This window comes from Halorubrum saccharovorum DSM 1137 (assembly GCF_000337915.1).
GTDB classification, from domain to species: domain Archaea; phylum Halobacteriota; class Halobacteria; order Halobacteriales; family Haloferacaceae; genus Halorubrum; species Halorubrum saccharovorum.
The window spans coordinates 1-24,470 of sequence record NZ_AOJE01000045.1 but is presented as its reverse complement, the minus strand read 5'-3'; the positions used below and the strand labels follow the sequence as shown (position 1 = coordinate 24,470).

The 24,470-nt window shown below is 62.3% G+C and carries 9 protein-coding genes and 4 pseudogenes; 12 read left to right on the top strand and 1 reads right to left on the bottom strand.

Translation table 11 applies throughout. The annotated features are described in order from the left end of the window. From C471_RS18065 to C471_RS18360, 11 genes and pseudogenes are all read left to right on the top strand, one after another. Positions 1 to 627: pseudogene (locus tag C471_RS18065) on the top strand (hypothetical protein); the annotation flags it as partial. Positions 628 to 708: 81 nt separating this feature from the next. Further along, positions 709 to 1,869: pseudogene (locus tag C471_RS18060) on the top strand (ThuA domain-containing protein); the annotation flags it as partial. After that, a complete protein-coding gene (locus tag C471_RS17850) occupies positions 1,761 to 5,465 on the top strand; it encodes a PQQ-dependent sugar dehydrogenase (protein WP_239638644.1) in 3,705 nt (1,234 codons plus the stop codon). The pseudogene C471_RS18060 and the gene C471_RS17850, both read left to right, overlap by 109 nt. A 1,333-nt stretch (positions 5,466 to 6,798) precedes the next feature. Next, positions 6,799 to 7,761, top strand: coding sequence for a hypothetical protein (locus C471_RS09165; RefSeq protein ID WP_239638643.1), 963 nt, complete (start codon positions 6,799 to 6,801; stop codon positions 7,759 to 7,761). 139 nt (positions 7,762 to 7,900) lie between these two features. Beyond that, positions 7,901 to 12,973: a family 16 glycoside hydrolase gene (locus tag C471_RS09160; protein WP_160163135.1), complete on the top strand. Its 5,073-nt coding sequence runs from the start codon at positions 7,901 to 7,903 to the stop codon at positions 12,971 to 12,973. 144 nt (positions 12,974 to 13,117) lie between these two features. Then, positions 13,118 to 13,666 (top strand): hypothetical protein, encoded by a 549-nt coding sequence (locus C471_RS09155; RefSeq protein WP_004048467.1) that lies wholly within the window; start codon positions 13,118 to 13,120, stop codon positions 13,664 to 13,666. Next, entirely contained in the window at positions 13,663 to 13,839 is a 177-nt protein-coding gene (locus C471_RS17420) for a hypothetical protein (RefSeq protein ID WP_160163134.1), read from the top strand. Before C471_RS09155 ends, C471_RS17420 begins: the two co-directional genes overlap by 4 nt. Before the next feature lie 799 nt (positions 13,840 to 14,638). Beyond that, the gene (locus tag C471_RS09150; protein WP_239638642.1) at positions 14,639 to 15,493 is read left to right on the top strand and encodes a hypothetical protein; all 855 of its coding nucleotides are present in this window, start codon (positions 14,639 to 14,641) and stop codon (positions 15,491 to 15,493) included. A gap of 98 nt (positions 15,494 to 15,591) precedes the next feature. Continuing rightward, positions 15,592 to 17,421: pseudogene (locus C471_RS18370) on the top strand (PQQ-dependent sugar dehydrogenase); the annotation flags it as partial. 775 nt (positions 17,422 to 18,196) lie between these two features. Further along, positions 18,197 to 19,030 carry a 3-keto-disaccharide hydrolase gene (locus tag C471_RS18365; RefSeq protein WP_394295190.1) on the top strand — a complete coding sequence of 278 codons (834 nt, stop codon included), beginning with the start codon at positions 18,197 to 18,199 and terminating at the stop codon, positions 19,028 to 19,030. After that, a complete protein-coding gene (locus tag C471_RS18360; RefSeq protein ID WP_394295189.1) occupies positions 18,973 to 21,495 on the top strand; it encodes a family 16 glycoside hydrolase in 2,523 nt (840 codons plus the stop codon). Before C471_RS18365 ends, C471_RS18360 begins: the two co-directional genes overlap by 58 nt. 1,167 nt (positions 21,496 to 22,662) lie before the next feature. On the opposite strand, the gene C471_RS09140 is transcribed toward C471_RS18360, so the two are convergent. Next, on the bottom strand, positions 22,663 to 23,664 hold the full coding sequence (locus tag C471_RS09140; RefSeq protein WP_080505566.1) for a sugar phosphate isomerase/epimerase family protein: 1,002 nt from the start codon (positions 23,662 to 23,664) through the stop codon (positions 22,663 to 22,665). Between the two features lie 426 nt (positions 23,665 to 24,090). Between C471_RS09140 and C471_RS18055 the strand changes: the two are divergent. After that, positions 24,091 to 24,470: pseudogene (locus C471_RS18055) on the top strand (hypothetical protein); the annotation flags it as partial.

Genomic DNA, 24,470 nt, shown 5'->3' with positions numbered 1-24,470 from the left:
GATCCGATTGACGCCCAGAACGGGTATTACGGCGCTGCGGGCACCACCGACGCGTTCGAAGAGGAAACTGACACGGGGACGAACACGACGACGGTCTACCTCCGGTATACCGTCAGTCTCCACGCACCGGATGCGAGCTTCATCACCGAAGACCGCTACGACCTCGACCCCGAAGACGTTCGACCTCACTCGCCTATCGTAATGGCCGACGGTGCAGACGGCCAGTACCCGGACCTCTCGGGCGACGAATACGGGACAAACGTCACTGCCGACGAGGCCGAAGACTACGACGACCTCGAAGCCGGCGATTTCGTCGCTGCGACCGCGGTCCCCTACGACGTGCTCCAGGAGAGTACGGACCACCCGGCGATCATGAGCACGTACACGCACTTCGACGTCACGGTGAACAACGAAGCCGCCGAGGCCGGCGTCTCCGGCGAATCCGGCGCCGGCGCCAGCGTCGACGAAGATATCGACACCATCGACTCCGGGAACACCACCGACTCCGGGAACACCACCGACTCCGGGAACACCACCGACTCCGGGAACACCACCGACTCCGGGAACACCACCGACTCCACCGGCGGCAACCAAACCGTGGACGGCAACGCGACGGGGGACAACTAATGCGGACGATTCAGCAATCACACGCACGCGAACGCACAGCGACGTATCGATCGGAGACTCAGCACCACGAGGTATTCTAAGATGATGAACCACAACGACCAATCGAACGCACGAGGCAGCGATAGCGGACTCGCTCAGACGATGTCGACCGGCCGCCGTCGTTTCCTCCAGGCGGCCGGGATCGGCGCGACGAGTCTCACTGGATTCGGGGGACTGGCCGCGGGGCAGAGCGACGATAACGTCATCCAGCTCGAAGCGGTCAACATCGAGGCCGGCGGCGGCCGCGGCCGCGGCGAGTACGTCTGGGAAGACGGCGAAGTACAAGGCCCCCCGGACAACGTCTGTAACTATGAGCAGGGCAACCACGTCTGGGTCGGCGTGTCCCCGGATGATATTGACGGCCAGACGAACCCGACGCTCGACCTGACGGCCGGCGAGAGCTACACGGTCGAATGGACGAACACGACCGGCGACGCTCACAACTTCGTCATCGTCGACGCCGACGGCAACGAGATTCTTGCCACCGANGAGAGCTACACGGTCGAATGGACGAACACGACCGGCGACGCTCACAACTTCGTCATCGTCGACGCCGACGGCAACGAGATTCTTGCCACCGAGGAGGTCTCGGAAGAAGGTACCACGCAGGTCGTAGAGTTCGAAGCCACCGACGAGATGGCCGAGTACTACTGTGCGCCCCACTCGGGCTCACAGCGCGGCGAGGTCGCCGTCGGCGACGGCGGTGGCCCCATGCCCGGTCCGGACGAAGTGAACCTGATGATCGTGTCGGTCACGAAGGGGTACTCTCACCGCAACATCCCGTACGGGGTCGACAAGCTCAAGGGGCTGAGCGATCGGATTGCGGCGGAGACGGGCGCGAACACGGTCAACATCGATACCGTGCCCGAGGAGATTCCCGACGACGTGACCGAGACGAAGCCGGACGACTCGTCCGCGTTCCCGACTGACGCGAGCGAACTCGAAAAATACGACGCGATCATCTGGTTCAGTACGACCGGGGACGTTCTCGACGACCCCGCCCAGCGGGACGCGTTCGAAGAGTACATGCGAAACGGCGGCGGCTACGCCGGCATCCACGCGGCCGGAGACACCCATCATCCGGGCGACGGAGAGTGGGACTTCTACCTCGGAATGCACGGCGGTGCCTACTTCACCGGCCACCCGGAGAATCAGGACGCCGAGATCCACGTCACGGATCAGGTCCNGGTGCCTACTTCACCGGCCACCCGGAGAATCAGGACGCCGAGATCCACGTCACGGATCAGGTCCACCCGTCGACCGACCACCTGCCCGCCAGCTGGGAGGCCTACGACGAGTGGTACGACTACTCGGAGAGCCCGCGCGGCGAAGTGCACGTCCTCGCGACCCTCGACGAGACCAGCTACGACGGCGCGGCGATGGAGAACGGCCGTGAGGATCACCCCATCTCGTGGTGCCAGGAGTACCAGGGCGGTCGCGTGTGGTACACTGGACGCGGCCACACTCACGAATCGTTCGACGAGGACGCGTTCATCGATCACGTCCTTGGTGGGATCCTCTGGGCCGGCGGCTTCGAAGAGGGTGACGCCTCCGGAACCGTCTGGGACAGTTACGACCGAGAGGTGCTCGTCGACGGCTTGAGCGAGCCGATGAAGATGGATATCGACGCCGACGGGCGCATCTTCTTCACCGAGCGCACCACTGGCAACCTCAAGATCCTCGATTCCGACACGGGTGAGACGACGACCGCGATGACGCTCGACGTCTACACCGGTCAAGAAGACGGGATGCAGGGTGTCGCGCTCGACCCCGACTTCGAGGACAACGGCTGGCTCTACCTGTATTACTCGCCGGCGGGGGACGAGAGCGTCAACCGCCTCTCGCGCTTTACCGTCGACGGCGACTCGATCGACCCTGCGACGGAAACGCAGATGCTCGATGTCGACACGCAGCGTGAGACGTGCTGTCACACCGGCGGCGACCTCGAGTTCGATACCCAAGGTAACCTCTATCTCACGACGGGCGACGATACGAACCCGTTCGAGTCCAGCGGTTACACGCCGATCGACGAGCGTGACGGTCGCGAACCATTCGACGCGCAGCGCACCTCCGCAAACACGAACGATCTGCGGGGGAGCGTGCTGCGAATCACGCCGCAGGACGACGGGTCGTACACGATCCCCGACGACAATCTGTTCACCGAAGCCAACGGGTACGGTGACGCGCTCGCCGATAACCTCGCGCGACCGGAAATCTACGGTATGGGCTTCCGGAACCCGTTCACTGCGGCGATCGACCCCGAAACCGACGAAGCGTGGGTCGGCGATTACGGTCCCGACGCCGGCGGGTGGGACGCCGACCGAGGGCCGATGGGAACTGTAGAGTACGCAAAAGTCGCTGACGCCGGCTTCTACGGCTGGCCGTACTTCACCGGACACAGCGTCCCCTACAAAGACTACGACTTCGAGACCGGCGAGTCCGGTGAGATCTTCGACCCGGAGAACCCGATCAACGACTCGGTCAACAACACCGGCCTCGAAGAACTCCCGGCGGCTCAGGGAACCAGTATTATGAGCCCGTACAACTGGGGCGGCTACCTCGACTACCCGTCCGAGTGGGAGGAGTACGTCCCCTACTCGAGCATGGACGAGGTTCCATTCCCGGAGATTACGGGTGGGGCGGCCATGGTCGGAACCGTCTACCGCCACAACACCGCGTTCGGCGACGGGTCGCTGGCGAAGTCCATGGATGGAAAGATCTTCATCATGGAGTACGGCAGCGGCTGGATCAAGTACATCTCGCTGGACGATGACGGCGAGGTGATGGAAGTCGATCCGTTCCTGCCTGACGAGGACTGGGGTTCGCCGTTCGACATGAACGTCGGCCCCGACGGCGCGCTGTACTTCATCGATTACGGCGGAAGTATCAGCAAGATCACGGGCGGCGGCGCGTCCACGGCGGCCTCCGTCTCCGTGAGCGTCGAGAGCGACGAGATCCTACCGGAGGAGTCGACGACGGCGACCGTCGAGATCGAGAACATCTCCGGCAGTGAGCTCTCGGACCTCGAGTTCTCCCTTACTGCCGGGGACGACGTGCTGCAGGTGACGTCACCCTCGACGACGACGTTCGACTCGCTGGCCGCCGGATCGAGCCAGTCAGTCGAGTTCGAGGTCGCGGCCGGCGCGGACGCTACCGAGGGCACCTACGCGCTCGACGCCGAGGTCACGTTCACCCACGAGGGCGAGGAGAAGGCTTCGTCCGGGAGCGCGACCATCTCCGTCCCACAGACGGTCGTAGAGGCGCCCTACGGCGCGAACCTCGGTGGCTCCCCGCCGGCTGAGTCTGGCGCGACGACTCCCGCCGTCATCGACGGGCTGGAGTTCATGCCTGCCGGAACGGTCGAAGCGCTCCAACCTGTGACTGTCACGGGTGACACACCGCCGGACGATCCGGATTGGTTCACCCCGCCCGCACAGGCCGGTGGCCCCACGACGGATTCGATCGCGAACACTGAGCACGATGCGATCTATCAGACCGAACTCATCGGGTATAACCTTGGCTTCGAGGTCCCGATCCCCAACGGAATATACGACGTAACGCTGCACAATGCCGAAATCTACTTCGAGGAGGAAGGTCAGCGCGTCTTCGACGTCTCAGTCCAGGATCAGAAGGTGGTCGAAGGCCTCGACCTCTACGCCGAGGCCGGCCACGACGTCGCCTGGACCAAGACCGTCGAGGACGTCGAAGTCACCGACGGAACGCTGACGATATCGACGACGACGCAGTCGGACTTCTCGAAACTCGCCGGCATCGAGATCCGTTACAGCGAGCCGCTCCAGAACGGCCTGGAAGCGTACTTCTCGCTGGACGGCGACACGCCGGTCAACCAGGTCACCGGCACCGAGGCGAGCGTCGTCGGCGAACCCACGAGCGGCCAGCCGGGCTTCCGCAACACCGCCTGGGAGTTCGGAACGAACGGTACCATCGATACCGTTGACTCCACGGTCGTCTCCGAGCCGTTACCGCTCAACGGCGAGGGTGCGACCGTTGGTGCGTGGATTAACCACGATGCGATCACGGAAGACTACAGCCGGGTGTACCACGTCGACGATGGGGGCAGTCCCGACAGCCCGACGAATGGCTGGAACATCGAGTTCGGTGGCACCGACAACACGGTCGCCCATCAGTTCTGGAACGGCGGAGAGATCGGCGCTGAGGGCCAACCCAGCGTTTCCTGTCCTGCAGGCGAGTGGGTGTTCGTCGTTACCGTCGTCGAAGGCAGCGACGCCACAATCTACACCTTCGACGAGGAAGGACAGATCGCTTCGGGATCCGGGGGTGGGGATCGGACGCAGTCCGAGCTGGCGCAGCTCCTCCTCATGGCGGGCGACGGCCGAGACACGCCCGGGCTCATGGACGAGGTGTGGGCCTACTCCCGCGCACTCTCCGAGAGCGAAGTCGACCGGCTCTACAACCAGTCGTTCCAGGGGCTGGACGGTGGCGGCGGTGGAAACGAGTCGCCGACGACGTTCGAGCTCCGCGGGGAGATCGGTGGCTGGGTCGGACTCGAGCCTAGCTCGATCGAGGGCCAGACGAATCCGACGCTCACACTCGAGGAGGGCGAGTCCTACAAAGTCGGTTGGACCGAAGGCGACTCGCTCGGTCACAACATCGAAATCCGCGACGCGGACGGCAACGTCGTCGACGACCTCGAGACCGAGGTGACGACCGACCCCGGCGACGGTCAGTGGCTGACGTTCACAGCCAGTAGTGAGATGGCAGAGTATGTCTGCGACCCCCACGAGAGCCTCATGTTCGGCGACATCGAGGTGGTCTAACAAGCGACGAACGTTCCCAGCTGAACCGCGGCGAACAGAATCAGCGAACCACCCGTTGCGAATATTTCGATCTGGCTCTAACAACGTTGAGCAACCGATCGCTCAACGACACGGTTCACGGTCGCCCTCCTGTAGGCACTTGGTCGCTCGCGGCCTTCGCGCTCGGCGGAAACGTACACTTCGTCGAGTTCGGCCGGCCCGATCCGCAGCGCGGGCATTCGACCCCTTACGCCGGCGAACCCGCGCCAACTGGTCTGCGGCGATCGATTCCGACCGAACGTCCCTCGCGGACCATACTTGTCGGAGACCGCTAACGCGGTGTCTCCGCCCGTTCTGACCCGATCGTTACCACTTAGGTGGAGCCATCCCCTCCGACACGAGAGCGTTCTCACTCACCTAACTATCGATTTTGATTCTCAGGTGAGAAGGTTTATGACTATCTACGCCGTTCTAGGAAACGATGGTGGCTCAGTAGCGCTGTTACCTACCCCTCAATCTTCCACCCCCACCATCACTTTCGAATCCGACAGTGATTACACCGAGACCTGCTCACTGAGGCGCTATAGACAGCTGATCTCGGATGCTGGGAGCGGACACTAAACGCCATGACGGCGTCGTCATCCAACACCATCGGCCGGTTGTTCTGCTGAGAGAGTCACGAACGATTCGTCGGCTCTTCAGCATTGAGCGGTCTCACCAAGCTATCGTCCAGTGGATACGCCGAGTCGCTGATAGTGTTGGAAAACCACGATCGAAATCAACAATGGGTACCCTTCGTTATATGTTGATTCGCAAAAACATCGATTCTCGATGGCCAGCTGTTCGGACGGCATGGTCTCGATCGGATGACTGCGTTCCTCGCTGAACTTCGAGAGAAACTCATCCAGGATCCCACCTTTATGATTTATACCCGTGAAACTGACTGAATGTTGTTTTCTTTCCGCATAAATATCACAATATTTGATTATAATGATCGAATCAACTACTCGACGATCGGATCATCTGAAAAGATGCTAACTAGAGAGTGCCAAAAATTATAAATAATTACCGCCTGATATTAACTTGCATACTTGGTGGGGGGTGGAAGCCACACAAGAGTATGCGAGAATGCCCATCTCGGGTAGGTAACAGACATGTCTAAGCAACCACNCTTGCATACTTGGTGGGGGGTGGAAGCCACACAAGAGTATGCGAGAATGCCCATCTCGGGTAGGTAACAGACATGTCTAAGCAACCACTGGACGGTTTGAAAGACGCAGATCGGCGTACTGTACTCAGATATATCGGGGGCACCGGTGCTGTCGCTGCCGGCACTGGCTTGGGCGTCACGGCCTTGACCGGCTCTGCCGCCGCCACGGTCGACATTTCGTCGTCCAATCCCGATACACTCGAAAGCGATGCTGGAGAGGTCGACGAAGTGTTCATCGAGCCGTCGTTGTCCGTAACCTGGGACGGGATGGACGACGTCGTCGGGAAAGTTCGCGTCCTTATCGAAGCCACCACGGGCGAGGTCGACCTCGACCCGCCGGAGATCGAATCGCTCGAGTACATGCCGGTTTTCCGCGCGACGGGCTACGCGAACGGCACGTCGAACGAGTCGGAAGACGAGTCCGGACCCGGAACCAACGGCGAGTTCCACATCGACTGGTTCGACGGCGACGAGCAGATCTCGGTCTACGACGACGACGACGGTGCGCCCGATTACGAAGCCGGCGCGTACAACTGCGGCGCGACCATGGAGTCGTACCTCGACGGCACGCTGATGGGCGATCCGATTGACGCCCAGAACGGCTACTACGGCGCTGCGGGTACTACCGACGCGTTCGAAGCAGAGACTGACACGGGGACGACCACGACGACGGTGTATCTCCGGTATACGATCAGTCTCCACGCACCGGATGCGAGCTTCATTACCGAGGACCGATACGACCTCGACGCGGAAGATGTCCGCCCTCACTCACCGATCGTGATGGTCGGTGGCGATCAAGACCAGTATCCGGACCTCTCGGGCGACGAATACGGGACGACCGTTACGGCCGACGAAGCCGAAGATTACGATGATCTCGAAGCCGGCGATTTCGTCGCCGCGACGGCTGTCCCGTACGATACGCTTCAGGAGAGCACGGACCACCCGGCGATCATGAGTGCGCACACGCACTTCGACGTCACGGTGGACAACGAAGCCGCCGAGGCGGGCGTCTCCGGCGAGTCGAGCGCTGGCGCCAGCGTCGACGAAGAGGTCGGCACCATCGACTCCAATGAATCGACTGATGGCAACGCTACGGGGGACAACTAATGCAGATAATTCAGCAATTGCGCGCGCGAACTCACAGAAATGTTTTGGTCCGACACTCAACACCAGGAGGCACTCTAAGATGACGAACCACAACGACCAATCGAACACGCGAGGGAGTGACAGGGGACTCGCTCAGACGATGTCAACCGGCCGCCGCCGCTTCCTCCAGGCGGCGGGGATCGGAGCGACGGGTCTCACTGGATTTGGTGGACTGGCCGCAGGGCAGAGCGACGGGACCGCGAACACCATCTCGCTAGAGGCGGTGACGATCTCGACCGGGAGGAACGCCCGGGGTCGGTCGGAGTACGTCTGGGAGGACGGTGAGGAAGGCGTCGTCAAAGGGCCACCAGAGGCGGTCTGTGACTTCGTCGGCGGCAACCACGTCTGGATGGGCGTCGCGCCGGATTCGATCGCCGACATCACCAACCCGACACTGTCGCTAACGGCAGGAGAGACCTACACGGTCGAGTGGACGAACACGGACGGCGAGGAACACAACTTCGCCATCGCCGACGCCGAAGGCAACGAACTCCTCGTCTCAGACACCCTTGCCGAGCAAGGCGCCACGCAAGTCGTCGAGTTCGAAGCTACCGCCGAGATGGCCACCTACTACTGTGGTCCCCACTCTGGTTCCCAGCGAGGACCGATCTCCGTTGAAGGTAGTGGTGGGGGCGAGGACGAGTGGATCCAGCTCTTCGATGGCGAAAGTCTCGACGGGTGGACGCCAAAGTTCATGGGCGAGTCCCCCGGCGAGAACTACAACGACACCTTCACCGTCGAGGACGGGGCGCTCAAAGCAAGCTACGACAGTTATGACGGATGGGACGGTACCTTCGGTCACCTCTTCTACGAGGACGAGTTCTCCCACTACGTCCTCCGGGCCGAGTACCGTTTCGTCGGTGAGCAACCGTCTGGTGCCCCAGGGTGGGCCTTCATGAATAACGGGCTGATGATCCACGGCCAGCAGCCCGGGGAGATGGAGACCGATCAGGACTTCCCCGACTCGATCGAGGTTCAGCTACTCGGTCAGTCAGAGGACAGCGACGAGGCACGCGCCACTGCCAACGTCTGTACGCCGGGCACCCACATTGTCATGGACGGCGAACTGCACGAGCAACACTGTACTCGCTCGGATTCGGACACCTATCGCGGCGACCAGTGGGTGACCGTCACAATCGTCGTGCGTGGCAACGAAGCGATCCGCCACATCGTCGAGGACGATGGAGTCGTGATGAGTTACTCCGAACCGCAGCTAGAGGACGGTACCCCGCTTGAGGGGGGTACCATCTCGATCCAGTCTGAGAGCCACCCCACCGAGTTCCGCACGATCGAACTGAAGGAGGTCGACCCCGACACACCGATCGGTGAGGAGCTTTCGGACTCTGCGGAGGAGCCGATGTGGAGTAACTATACGAAGACTCAGTTGGCCGACAGCCTGGAGGAGCCAATGGCGATTGAGGTCACGCCAGACCACCGGGTCCTCTTCACGACGCGCGGTCAGCCCAACGGCAGCAATGCAACGGCGAGAGTCGGCGTAGTGGATCCGGAGACCACCGATATCACAACCGCCCTCGAGCTCGACGTGTACCGGTCCGGCGAGGACGGGCTCCAAGGGCTAACGCTCGATCCCGGTTTCGAGGAGAATGGCTGGGTCTACCTGTACTATTCCGCGCCACACGAGATCATCGACGAGGAGCCCCACAAACGGCTGTCGCGGTTCACACTTGACGGCGACACGATCGACCCAGGATCCGAAGTCGAGATCCTTCGAGTGCCGGCGGCGGACAACCCGGACTTTCACGTCGGCGGCGACCTCGAGTTCGGGCCAGACAACAACCTCTTCCTCTCGACTGGCGACGACACGAGCCCGTTCGAGTCCAGCGGCTACACGCCGATCGACGAGCGTGACGGCCGGGAACTGTTCGACGCCCAACGGTCGGCCTCGAACACGAACGACCTCCGCGGGAGTATCCTGCGGATCAGTCCCAACGACGAGGGCGGGTACGAGATTCCCGATGGCAACATGTTCACCGGTCCCGAGTACGCCGACGCACGCAACCAGGGGCTCGTGCGGGAAGAGATCTATGCGATGGGCTGCCGCAACCCCTTCCGAATGGGTGTCGACGAGGACGGCGTCGTATACTGGGGTGACTATGGGCCCGACGCGCGTAGCTGGGACACCGAACGCGGACCACCGGGCATCGTCGAGTTCAACCGCGCGGAGGAACCGGGATTCTACGGGTGGCCGTACGTCATCGGGCCGAACCTCCCTTACATCGACGGGGAGTTCGCCACGGAGGGTGGCAATCGCGTGTTCAATTCCTCCGGCGAGCCGTTCGACCCCGAAAACCTTGTGAACGAATCGCCGAACAACACCGGTCTCACCGAACTGCCCGAGCCGAAGAAGTCGGACATCTGGTACACGTACAGTTGGGATGCCCTGCTAACTTCCCCACCCGACTACGCCACGGAGTATCTCCCCGAGGAGGCGCCGTTCCCGAACTTCGAGGGTGGCGCACCGATGGCCGGTCCGATCTACCAGCATCAGGACTCTTACGGCCAGGGTGCCCTACCGGAGCAGTTCTTCGACGGGAAGCAACTCATCGGTGAATGGGGCGCTCAGTGGCTCAAATACGTCTCCTACGAGGACGACGGCACGGTAAAGGAAATCAAGCCGTTCATGCCGGGCGAGTCGTTCCTCTCGCCGATGGACATGACGATAGGGCCGGACGGGACGCTCTACCTCCTGGAGTGGGGTGATGGATACGCCTCGCCCATCTCCGGGCAATCCGGTATCTACCGGATCGAACGAGCGGTCGGCATCGACTTCGAGGGCATCGAGAACGACGAACTGACCAGCGGACCCGGCACGACGACCACCGTGAACGCCACGGTCACGAACCCGTTCGAATCGACCATAGAGAGCGGCGAGGTCACGCTCAGTGCGCCCGACGATTCGTCCATCGAAGTGACACCCGTCGGGGGCCAGACCTTCGACTCGCTCGCGCAAGGTCAGACACAGTCAGTGTCCTGGGAGGTGTCGGTCCCCGAAGGAACCAATGGCCGACACCAGCTCATGGCTACCATCACCTACACGGGTCCGGGCGGCGAGCAGAGCCGGACCATGCCGGCATTCACGGTCAGGGTCATGGTCGGCCAGAGTCTCGCCGGCGAGTGGCAGTTCCAGACCGGCGACGACTCGGGCTGGAGCGACCCGTCGTTCGACGACAGCGGTTGGGAGACCGTCCAACTCCCGAACAACTGGGAAGACCACTCAAACTACACCGACGCTCAGGCGTTCGGGTGGTATCGAAAGACCGTGACCGTCCCCGAGAGCTGGGAAGGGCAGAACATCCGCCTCCAGGTCGGCAAGATCGACGACGTCGACGAGACGTTCTTCAACGGCACGAAGGTCGGTCAGACCGGTACCTTCCCCGAGAACGGGTACTCCACTGCCTGGGAAGCGACGCGCGAGTACACGGTCAGTGCCGAGGACGTCAACTACGGTGGCGAGAACGTCATCGCGATTCGCGTCTACGACGGCGACGGTCTCGGCGGGCTCTACGAGGGGCCGCTCCTGCTGTCGCCGACGTCTGATGGTGGTGGCAATACACTTCAAGACGGACTTGAGGCGCATCTCCCACTGGACAGCGACACGCCGACTAACACGGTGACCGACACTGACGCCACCATCCAGGGAGATGTTGTGACGGGCGAGCCGGGTATGGTCGGCAACGCCTACGAGGTCCACACCAACCAGGAAACCGGCGTCGAGATTCCGCCATCCGAAGCGACGGCAGGCGACGGCGTGATAACTGAGTCCCTGCCGCTCAACGGCGAGGGTGCGACGGCCGCTGCGTGGATCAACTACACCGACCACGAGCAATGGGGCCGTGCGCCGTTCCAGATCGGCGGCTCCCTCGAGGACGGACCCGCCGACGGCTGGAATATCCAGTTCGAGAGTAACACGGATACGATCCGGTCAGAACTCTGGGACAACGGTAGTCCCTCCAACGGATCCGGCGGGACGCCCGTCCCGGTCGATCCCGATACGTGGTACTTCGTGGTGTTAGTCGTCAACGGCGTCGACACCAGGCTCCACGTCTTCGACCAGGACGGCGAACTCGACGCATCACCACAGGCCTGGACTGGCGGGTCGCGCAGCCAGACCGATGCCGAACCCCTCGTGCTCGGCGCGGGGCAGGGCTACGACATGGCCGGTCGGATCGACGACGTCTGGGCGTACTCCCGCGCGCTCTCCGAGGACGAGGTCGGTCAGCTCCACTCACTATCGCTCGAAGGGGACGATGGCGGTGACGGCGAGATCGACGGGACGCCTGCCGAATGGTCGTCGACGACATACGGGGACGGTTCGGCCGAGCACACCTACGTCTCGGATGTTGCTGCCGACGGAGATCGAAGCGTCAGTATCTCCTCTTCGGACGGCGCCGACGCCTCGTGGGTCCAGACAGTTAGCCTCGAGCGAAACACCGAGTACACCATCCGCGCGCAGGTCAAGACCGAGACCGTCCAGCCCGTCGACGGCTCCGGGCAGGCCGACATCTCTGGGTCACCGTTTGGCGCGACGATCAGCGTCGGGACCATCGCGAATGCGACTTATCCAGACGTGTCCGGTCCGATTCCGGACCCACTCACGGGGACCAATGATTGGACCACGCTGGAAACCACGTTCAACAGCGGCGACTACGACGTCAACTACGATCAGGTCGAAGTCCTCGCGTTGTTCGGTGGCTACGGTCAGGCCACCGGAACGGCGTGGTACGACGACTTCGCGCTCATCGATCCCGACGGAACCAACCTGCTCTCGAACGCCAGCTTCGAGACCGGTAGTTCCGCGTCATCCGATCCGACGACGATTCAACTCGGCGGCGAGATCAGTGGTTGGGTGGGACAGGCGCCATCGAGCATCGATGGGACCACGAACCCAACTCTCACGCTACAGGCCGGGGAAACCTACAGGATCGAGTGGGAGAATCTCGATGGCAGCCCCCACAACTTGCAAATTCTCGACCACGACGACACCCAATACGAAGGCCACATCGTGGGAGGTGTTGACACTTCCCTCCTGTCCACACAGGGAGAGACCCAGAGCGTCGAGTTCACCGCCACTGAGGAAATGGTTCGATATCAGTGTCGTCCGCACCGGTCCAGTATGCACGGTGATATCGAGGTGAACGGAAGCGGTCAGTGATTGTGGTCTCGAACTGAACGGCTCTCGATTCGCTGGCAGTTCAGTGACGGGCCAACCCCGTTTCGTCCACCATCGTTCATTGCGGCGGCGTTCTTTTACTGAACTTCGACTGACACAGGCAACCGGTATTGAACTGTGCCTAGTATGACCCGGATCGCGTCAATCTACCGTCTCTGGCTCGGACAGACCGCCCGCGGGTGGGGTTCGGTCGGCGGCGCCCAGTACGGCGTCCAGCGGATCGACTACGACGGCGAGACGATCCCCTTCGAGATGAAGACGGTCAGCGTCCAGGCCAGCGGCTTCGAGATCGAGTTCACGAAACCGGTCGACGAGGTGACGGCCGGCGACACGAGCAACTACGACCTCAGCCACTGGGGCTACGACAACGACGAGGGCTACGGCTCTCCGCGTCTGGACGAGACGTCGATCGCTTCCGGCGACGTCACCGCCACCGTCAGCGACGACGAGAGGACGGTGACCCTCGATCTGCCGGGACTGTATCTCACGCCCGACGACGCCGCCGAGATGATCGGCGGGACGCGCGTGTGCGAACTCGCGACCTCGGGCATCCAGTCGAGCGATGGCGAGTCTCTTGAACACCCGAACGCTTGGTACACCCTGAACACACTGCCGGAAGGCGCAGTCACACACTCTCTCTCGACGTGGGCGACGCCGAACCTGGCACCACTATGACGACGACCGGTACGCTGTCGAACCCCTCGGGCGCGCCGCTCACCGACGGCGAACTCACGATCGAGGCGGCCTCCTCGCAGGAGAATCCGAAGTTCAGCGGCATCGAAATTCGGGAGAGTTCGTGCCCGGCTCCGCTGGCGGTCGACGTTCGACCGCCTTCACTGGCCGCCTGAACGCTGTTTCGACACGCCGGATGTCCTGGTTGCCTGGATCTGTGCCGCCGATTGAACTTGGTGGCGGGATATACGGTTGGTCGGACAAACTCCCGCCGGTGTCGCGTGGACGTCCACCCTACACGATAATCGGGGACGTCGAGATCGTCTGGCTCTCGTCAAGATTTCGATTCTGGCTCTATCGTCGTTCGCTGAGCTTCAGTTTCGCTGTTCGAGTAATACGTGGGCCTGCTCGTTATCGGCCTGGTAGGTTTCCGCGGATGCAGACGGCGCGAGTGGACTGGTGTCTGATTTGTCGTCCGGTAATACCTACATCCAGCGTCCCGATTGGCACTATCTCTCATATATACTATTAATTTTGACTAAATTTTTGTTGCGACATACTCGAATATCGATGAGCTAATGCACCAGATCGACGGTCTGTTCGTCTAACGTGCGAGGTCAAGGAACCAGATTGTGGCAAAAGATATAAATAATCTCCGATAGACATCCACTTGCATACTTGGTGGGGGGTGGAAGCCACACAAGAGTATGCGAGGATGCCCACCTCGGGTAGGTAACAGACATGTCTAAGCAACCACTTGACGGTTTGAAAGACGCAGATCGGCGTACTGTACTCAGATATATCGGGGGAACCGGTGCTGTCGCTGCCGGCACTGGCTTGGGCGTCACGGCCTTAACCGGCTCTGCCGCCGCCACGGTCGACATTTCGTCGTCCAACCCCGATACGCTCGAAAGTGACGATGGTGGGGTCGACGAAGTGTTCATCGAGCCGTCGTTGTCCGTCACCTGGGACGGGATGGACGACGTTGTCGGGAAGGTCCGCGTCCTTATCGAAGCGGCGACCGGCGAGATCGACCTCGACCCGCCAGAAGTCGAATCGCTCGAGTATATGCCCGTCTTCCGCGCGACGGGCTACGCGAACGGCACCTCGAACGAATCGGAAGACGAGTCCGGACCGGGAACGAACGGCGAGTTCCACATCGACTGGTTCAACGGTGACGAGCAGATCTCGGTCTACGACGACGATGGCGCGCCCGATTACGAAACCGGCGCGTACAACTGCGGCGCGACCATGGAGTCGTACCTCGACGGCACGCTGATGGGCGACCCCATCGACAGCGCTCAAAACGGCTACTACGGCGCTGCGGGCACCACCGACGCGTTCGAAGAGGAAACCGACACGGGGACGAACACGACGACGGTCTACCTCCGGTATACGGTCAGTCTCCACGCGCCGGACGCGAGCTTCATCACCGAAGACCGCTACGACCTCGACGCCGAAGACGTGCGACCCCACTCGCCGATCGTGATGGCCGACGGCGCGGACGGCCAGTATCCGGACCTCTCGGGCGACGAATACGGGACGACCGTCACTGCCGAGGAAGCCGAGGACTACGACGACCTCGAAGCCGGTGATTTCGTCGCCGCGACGGCTGTCCCGTACGATACGCTTCAGGAGAGCACGGACCACCCGGCGATCATGAGTGCGTACACGCACTTCGACGTCACGGTAGATAACGAGGCGGCCGAGGCGGGCGTCTCCGGCGAGTCGGGCGCTGGCGCCAGTGTCGACGAGGACGTCGACACCCTCACGCCATCTGGCAACGAGACGAGAGCCAACGAAAGTTCGAACAGCGGCTCAACGGAGTAGCGAAATATGAGACAACACCTGTGGATAGACTTTCGTGCAACTGGCCAACGCATCGGAGGAGAACCACGTAATGATTCTCCAGGGAGGGGATTAACGACATGACGAACGAGAATACAAACCAACGGAGCGATACTGAAGACGGATCGGGATTGACAGATAGCTGGCGGCGATTTCTGCAGGTGGGCGTCGGTACGGCCGGTCTGATGAGCTTGAGCGGCTTGGCACTCGCCCAGAGTGATGAAACCACCATCGAACTGGACGCCGTGAACGTCCAGGCGGGCGGTGGACGTGGCCGCAGCGAATATGCCTGGGAAGACGGCGAAGAGGGTGTCGTCCGCGGTCCGTCAGAGGAGGTCTGTGAATACGTCGGCGGCAACCACGTCTGGATGGGTGTCGCACCCGACAGCATTGCAGACTTGACGAATCCGACGCTGGAGCTCACCGCCGGCGAAGATTACACGATCGAATGGACGAATACGTCCGGCGAAACTCACAACTTCGTCATCGTCGATGCCGACGGCAACGAACTCGTGTCGACTGACGAGGTCTCCGAAGAAGGCGAAACCCAGACGGTCGAATTCACCGCCAGTGAGGAGATGGTCGAGTATTACTGTGCACCCCACTCGGGCTCACAGCGCGGCTCCATCGAAATCAGCGGCGCGTCCGGCGCCTTCACCGTTAGCGACCTCGATCCGATGGATGCGTCGGTATCGGCTGGTGCCACCCTTACTGTCTCTGCGACCGTGACGAACGACAGTGACAGCAGCGCTACTCAGGCAGTCACTCTGTGGATCGACAACAATCAGGTTGCATCCAAGAGCATCACGCTTGACGCGGGCACGCAAACAAGCGTGTCCTTCACTGACGTCGATACGTCCGGCCTTTCCGAGGGAGACCACACGCACACCGTCGCGAGTGGCGGTTCGCAGGTCTCGGGCACACTCACCATCGACGGCGGCGAGGTCGACTGGCATCGTAACCTTGACGTCCCGATCAATGCTGATGAGGCCACTGACTGGGACAACTACGAGGTCACCAACGTCTTCTCCACGGGGACGATCGCCAGCGAGTACGACCTCCAGGACGACGAAGAGGGCGAGTGGATGCAGATGGATGTCGACCCGCAGGGGCGTATCTGGGTCGTCACCCGCGGCGCCTCCTTCGTCACCGAAGGCGACGGGTACGCCGAGATCGCCTGGGTCGACCCCGACTCCGGCGAGCACCAGCTGGCCCTCGAGATTCCCGTCATGTTCCACGGCGGCCACGTCGCCGATTCCGGCGATGTGTCCGACGCCCGTGAACTCGGTGGGCAGGGGATCGCCATCGACCCCAATTTCGAGGAGAACGGTTACGTGTACGTCATGTACATGCCCTCCAGCGACAACATGGAGTTCGTGGACAACCCGTACGACGACGACATCGTCTACGGCAACACCCTCGTCTCCCGGTTCACGATGCAGGACGACGGGACGCTCGATCCCGACTCCGAAGAGGTCGTCTTCGAGGTTCCCGAACAGCTCCACACCTGTTGTCACCACGGCGGGTACATCACCTTCGGCAAAGACCGCGAGTTCTACATCTCGACGGGTGACAACTCCAACAACGTCGGAAATCCGGACAACGAGGTCAACGCGTTCATGGGCGACGAGCGCCAGGGCATGATCCACGGTCGGCCCGGCCCGGTTGCCGACGCCCAGCGCTCTTCCGGCAACACGGCCGACAAGCGCGGGAAGATCCACCGGATCGTCCTCAACGAGGACGGCAGCTACAACATCCCTGACGGCAACCTCAAGGAACACTGGGAAGAGGAGACCGGCGAGTCCTACTCGGATGCCGAGTTCCTGCCGTCGATCTACGTGATGGGTCTGCGGAATCCGTTCACTATCACTCACGACGAGCACACCGACTACCTCTGGTCTGCTCACTACGGCAACGACGCCGGCAGCCTCAGCGATCTGGGGATGACCGGCTTCGGCGATTATCACCTGTGGTGTGAACCGGGCAACGCCGGCTATCCGTGGTTCCGCGCGTACTACCCGTATCGTGACTACGACTTCGAAACTGGAGAGGTCGGCCAGCCGTTCTGGCCCGACAACCTGCGCAACCAGTCGGTGAACAACACCGGGATCGAGAACATCCCGAACGTGACGCCGGCGCTGATCTGGCATCCCCAGAGCTTCGACGACTACGAGAACGCCCTCGACATCCACCCGTGGCTCGACCAGCCCCGGCCGGGCGAGGTCACCTATCCCGAGCTAGATGCCGGTGGATCGGCCGACGTCGGCGTCGTCTACCGTTACGACGAGGGGTACAGCGAGCACGCGCTCCCGCCNACCTATCCCGAGCTAGATGCCGGTGGATCGGCCGACGTCGGCGTCGTCTACCGTTACGACGAGGGGTACAGCGAGCACGCGCTCCCGCCGTACTTCGACGGGAAGCCGTTCTTCATGAACCCGAGCAACGCCGACGTCGTCCGCTACCTGACGTTCAACGACGACGGCAGCCTCGACATCAACGAGTTCGGGGCGACCGACGGCGTCGCCGCGGCCTACGACATGAAGACGCTGCCGGACGGCCGGCTGGCGATCATGGGGATGTACTCGGGAATCCACATCGTCGAGTACAACGGCCCGGCGCCGGGCTACGAGCCGCCGCCGGAAGAAGAGTGGCCGGACCGGGTCGAACCCGCCGCCGGCGGGCTCAGTGGCGACCCGCCGGGCGACGCGACCGTCCTCTGGAACGGCGACGACGCCACGCTNCGGGAACGTCCAGCCCCAGGAATCGCTGGGCGACGTCCACCTTCACCTGGAGTGGCGCGCGCCAGAGGACCTCGACGGGATCGCCAACGGTCAGGGACCGGGGAACAGTGGGATCTTCATGATGGACACCTACGAGTTCCAGATCCTCCAGAGCCACGACAACCCGACGTACCCGTCCGGCCACGCTGGATCGTACTACAAGGCGAGCGAGGGCGGCGGCAGCGCGCCGCTGGCACTCCCGATCAACCCACCGGGAGAGTGGAACTCCTACGACCTGATCTGGCGCGGACCGCGCTTCGACGACGACGGGAACGTGACCCGCCTGCCGCAGGCGACGNCACCGGGAGAGTGGAACTCCTACGACCTGATCTGGCGCGGACCGCGCTTCGACGACGACGGGAACGTGACCCGCCTGCCGCAGGCGACGTTGCTGTTCAACGGCGTCGTCGTCCAGATGCACCTCAACATCCCGGGGCCGGTCTGGTTCCAGACGCTGTACCCGTTCGATCACGACACGTATGGCCATCCGCGCGACGAGAACGGCGACTTCCTGACCGAAGTGCCGTTCACGCTGCAGAATCACNGTTCCGGAACATCTGGTACCGGGACCTGCCCGAACGTCCCGTCACCGAGAGCGAGCACCCGGACAACATTCCGGAGTACTCGACCTCCGGCGGTCCCTGGACGCTCCCATCCGGCGACCAGTACCAGCCCGAACAGATCAACCCCGGCGGCGAGGGCACCACCGGCACGCCGCCGGGTGACGCCGACGTCCTGATCGACGACGCGATCACCGTCGGACCGGACGGCGGCGACTGGGTGAGCGACAGCGAGTACGGCGACGCCCAGGTCCACCTCGAGTACCGCATTCCCGAGGACGTCGAGGGTGAGGGCCCGCTGCGCGGTAACAGCGGCGTCCTGATGATGGGCAATTACGAGATCCAGATCCTGGATACTCACGAGAACCCGGTCGAAGCGGACGAGTGGGCTGGCGCCTACACGCACCAGAACGGCCCGCACCACGATTCGGTCCGCCAGCCCGGCGAGTGGCAACAGCTGGACATCCTCTGGCAGGCACCGCGGTTCTCGGGCGGCGAACTCGACAAGCCCGCGCAAGTGACGGCACTGCTCAACGGTGTCGCCGTCCAGACGCGGCTGGTCGTCGACGGCTCGAACGACGGCTTCGCCGTCAATCCGTACAACGAACACGGAGAGATGCCGCTGCGGCTCCAGGAGGAAGGCTCCGCGGTCGACTTCCGGAACGCCTGGCTCCGCGAAGCAGACGCCGACCTCGTCAGTGAGGAACCGACGGAGCCGGATCCGCTGTCGGCGCCGCTCGGACTCGACCTCGGCGGCACTCACACTAGCGAGACCGTCACGATCGACGGTGTCGAGTTCCTGCCGACGCCGACGCAGTCTGAGGAGATCGGCAACGAGGAGAACCGAACGCTCACGGACGACGAGAAATACTGGCCCGAACAGCTCACGATCGAACCCAACCCGAACGAGTCGCCGGGCGGGACCAGTTCGGACCGGCCGCTGACCACCGACCAGGGTCTCAGCGCCAACCCGGACATCGAGGGCACCGAGTACGACTCGATGTACTGGACCGAGCAGTGGGCCAGTGAGGAACTGAACTACACGTTCAACATCGAGAACGGCATCTACGAGGTGACGCTGCACTTCGCGGAGGTCTGGTTCGCCGCCGAGGATACGCGCGTCTTCGCCGGCTCGGTCAACGGCGAGACTCTCTTCGAGGGTCTCGACCTCTACGCCGACCACGGCCCGGACACTGCCGTGACGTTCTCCACCGTCACCTCGGTGACGGACAACGAACTGGTCGTTGCACTCCAGTCGTCGGTCGAGAATCCGAAGATCAGCGGTATCGAGATCCGCGAGGTGAACAAGGTCGCTCACTACGACGCCTCGACGCTGGAGCTGTCGGACGGCGATGCGGTCTCGACGTGGTCGGACGCCGGCGGCGTGGGCCCCGACCTGACGCAGTCCGATTCGGCTGCGCAGCCGACGTTCCAGACGGATGTCGCCAACGGCAACCCGACGGTCCGCTTCGAGGGTGATGGCGACTTCATCAACGCCGACGAGGTCGTTACCAGCGACACTTCCGGCGTGACGATGGCTGCGGCGTTCCGGACGAGCGATCCGTCGCTCGAGCGCCAGACGATCATGTTCAACGGGAGCGACGGCGAGTTGAACGGCTACGGCGCCTACGTCAACGACGAGGAGGTCGACGACACGTTCGCGTCCGATGGATACGTCCACGGACTGTACGGCGGCGTGAACTGGTGGCGGTCGAACACCGCCGTCGGTGCCGACAACTTCCACGTCGTGACCTGGACCATTCCCGAGGATAATCCGAGCGAGCCGGTACTCCGCCTGGACGGCCAGGTGATCTCGACCGAACTGCAAAACCAGAATCCGGGCGGCCCCGAAACGCCAACGACACAGTTCGGCATCGGTTACGACGACGGTGCCATCGACGAGCGGCCACCGTACTTCGCCGGCGACATCGGCGAAGTGCGCGTCTACAACCGCGAACTGGCCGACCTCGAACTGGAGCAACTCGAGAGCGCCCTCGGCGACAAGTGGGGCGCGAGCGTTCCGGAGCCCGACCTGCCTGCCGGAATGGCAAGCGTTCCCCAGACGGGCGGCGGGACTACCAGTGAACCCGCCTTCTCGCTCGCCCCCGAGGGCGACACGTTCAACGACTTGTCCGGCGACGGCACGACGAGCGGTGCGGACGACCTCTCGGCCGACGTCTACCTGGGCTACGACGCCGACAACCTCTACCTCACAGTGGAGGTCACCGACGACACCCATTCGGCGATAAGCGGTACGGACATGTGGCAGGCCGACTCGTTGCAGTGGGCCGTCGCCAGCGACGGCACGTACGGACCCGAGTACGGCCTCAGCCACGTCGACGGGAGTACGTCCAAACACAAGTGGATCAGCGCCAACGAGGGTGCCGGCACCGACGCCGTCGACGTCACCACGTCGCGTGACGGTACGACGACGACCTACGAGGCCACGATCCCCTGGAACGCGCACTTCGCCGAGAGCAAGGGCCCCGGCGACTCGTTCCCCTTCAGCGTCCTGATCAACGAGAACGACGGCGACGGCCGCGCCGCCGTCCTCGGCTGGACTCTCCCCGGGATCAGCTCTGACAAGTCACCCGGTGCGCTCGGCACGCTGGTGCTCGGCGAGTCTGCCGGCACATCCCAGTAGGGCTCGGAACCAGCGACCACGACGAGTGCGATGGCAACGTCGCAGGCTGGCGGGTAACCCCCGCCACGATCGCCTGCCAGACGAACCCGCTGCTCGTGCGTCGGACGGCGAAGAGGAGATGATTTCGGTTTCGACCCCGCCGTTGAGAGCGGAGATCCAGCGCTGATTGAGGGGACAAACGACCGACGCGTCATCGGTGACACGGTCCGGATTCCTCGAGACTTCCTTCTAGGACCGGTCCGATACCTTACCGAACCGGCCTCGAAGTTCGTGTCTCAATCACGGCTAACATCGGCACGACTGAATTCGATCGTGCTCTTTCGAACGTCCCGCCGTCTACGAGGGCGGCCGACTCCTGAGACAGAGGGTTCTAGTCCCGCCGGCCGGGCAAGCGAGTAATTTATGAGGTGGTTTGCCCCGACTCGGTATGTGATCACATCGGCCAGGCTATCTGCGGGATCTGGTCTCTGTTCGCTGTCGTCAACGTCGGTGTCGGCCGTGACCCGGACGTCTGGATCGTGGCGTACCGTATCACACTCCGCTAGCCCCCGGTCCTGGTCTCAATACCGACACGGACGATGTCGCCTATTCAAACGAGATTTCACCCTCTTCGTCGATAAGCGGGTTATCATCGTTCCCTGGGATGATTCGATGCGACGATCGCTCTCGTGCTCCCTTCTCCGGTACGTCCTAGGGTCCAGAATTCCTCAGTCTCGAGGCGGTGTGCGTCGGTGACCACCGATACCGACGAAGTCGAATCATAGGCCCGCACCCAACCGGTGGGTGAACCACGACAGTAGCACAGTTACTCTGTACCTCCACCTATCGGTGACAGAAAGCAATCCCGACCGACAAGCGGTCGATACGGGGGTGTCCGGCAGCGCGGCGTGAGTGCGAGCGACCGTCCAGTTCCGGGACTCGCTCCGAGCGTTCCAAAGAGAACGGTCCTCGCCGTGTCCGATACCCCGTCGTTCCTCGACCCACTACACGTGGCGAGCCAGTCCTGAACCCGGTTATCGTCGAACTATCGAGTGCTGGGCCGGCGTTTCGGCCTTAGCAGGGGTGCTTCGTATCGGCACCGCGAACGGAACCGACTGCCGTGGCTCCGGTGAAACTGAGACGCGCTCAAAAGCCGAATCGAAGAAATTTGCCGGAGTGGATCCACGATCAGGCCGGGTTGTGCAACTTTGCGGGGTGAGTGTCCGCACCACCGATGGCGCAGATGCCGCCGGGCTGCCAGGGCTGGTTGACTTTCTCCAGCCAATGGGCGCCGAGCTCCATAGAGTGGAGGGGGTCCTCCGGCTCGTCGTGTTCGAACACGAGGTACTGGGGGTCGCCGACGTTGCGGATGGCGTTCGCGACGCCCCGCATGTTGACGTCCCCCTCGTGGATCTCGGTGAACGCCTGGGGGTTGACGGTCATGTTCTTCATGTGCGTGATCTGGACGTTCTCCGGATGGTCAGCGATGAAGCGGATGGGGTCTGCCCCACCGACCAGCACCCAGCCGACGTCGAGCTGGATGTGGACTTGATCGTCGAGGTTCTCGGCGAAGATGTCGTACCCAGTCGTGTCGCCGATTTGCGCGAACTCGGCGTCGTGGTTGTGGTGGCCGAGCGTCAGGTCGGTGTCAGAGAGCTGGTCGGCCGCGGCGTTGAACCGCTCGGCCAGATCGATCACCGCCGATTCGTCGCCCCACCCGCCACTGGGAGCCACGCCCGGGTCGATAAGGATGGGATCTCCGAACTGCGAGAAGGTGTCGATCATTGCCTGGGTATTATTCTCGACCTCGCTGAGACTGATGTGGGCGCTACTCATCTCCAGACCGGTGTCGTTCGCAGCCTGGAGGATCGGATCTACGTTGGTTCCGGCACCGACCGAATACGGTTCGAAAGCGTCGTAGCCGGCGTCGGCGGCCGCCTGTATCAGCTCCGGGACCGAAAGGTCCGTGCTCCGGTACGAGTAAAACTGCGTAGAGATGGGTATGTCGTCCATCTCTTGGGCTGTGACGGCCGCCTGTGCTTTCCAGATGTCGCTACCTTGTGCACTGGCTGAGCCGGTTGTTATCGTAGCGGCTGTACCCGCCGCACCAATCCCTTGGAGGACCTGTCGGCGGTTCACGTCGAGGCTATCGGTCTCACTACTGTACCGTTCGTCTGGCTTTTGAGCCATGAATGGCACCATATATGCCAACAGAGTTAAACATTTGGGTGAATATAAGCCGGCGCTCGAATTATGACATGGTAAGTAAAAACCAATAGTCAGCGGACAACCTTCGATTGAGATGCTATGGAGCCGGCGGCGGGAGCGTCGCCACAACCGTTGCTCCCGGGGAGCAGAACGCCGTGCGATTCAAAACGATGTCCCAGGGGCGTTTATCTATCACTGTCCATCTCTTGAGCGACCAACAGCTCTCGGCGTAGCATCGACGAGCTAATGCATCAGATCGACGGTCTGTTCGTCCAACGTGCGAGGTCAAGGAACCAGATTGTGCCAAAAGATATAAATAAACCCAGATTGATAACTACTTGCATACTTGGTGGGGGTGGAAGCCACACGAAAGTATGCGACGATGCCCATCTCGGGTAGGTAACAGACATGTCTAAGCAACCACTTGACGGTTTGAAAGACGCAGATCGGCGTACTGTACTCAAATATATCGGGGGCACCGGTGCTGTCGCTGCCGGAACCGGCCTCGGCGTCACGGCTTTGACCGGCTCTGCCGCTGCCGCCACGGTCGATATTTCCTCGTCTAATCCCGACACACTCGAAAGCGATGATGGTGAGGTCGACGAAGTGTTCATCAACCCCTCGCTGTCCGTCACCTGGGACGGGATGGACGACGTCGTCGGAAAAGTTCGCGTCCTTATCGAAGCCGCCACGGGTGATATCGACCTCGACCCGCCGGAGATCGAATCGCTCGAGTATATGCCCGTCTTCCGCGCGACGGGCTACGCAAACGGCACCTCCAACGAGAC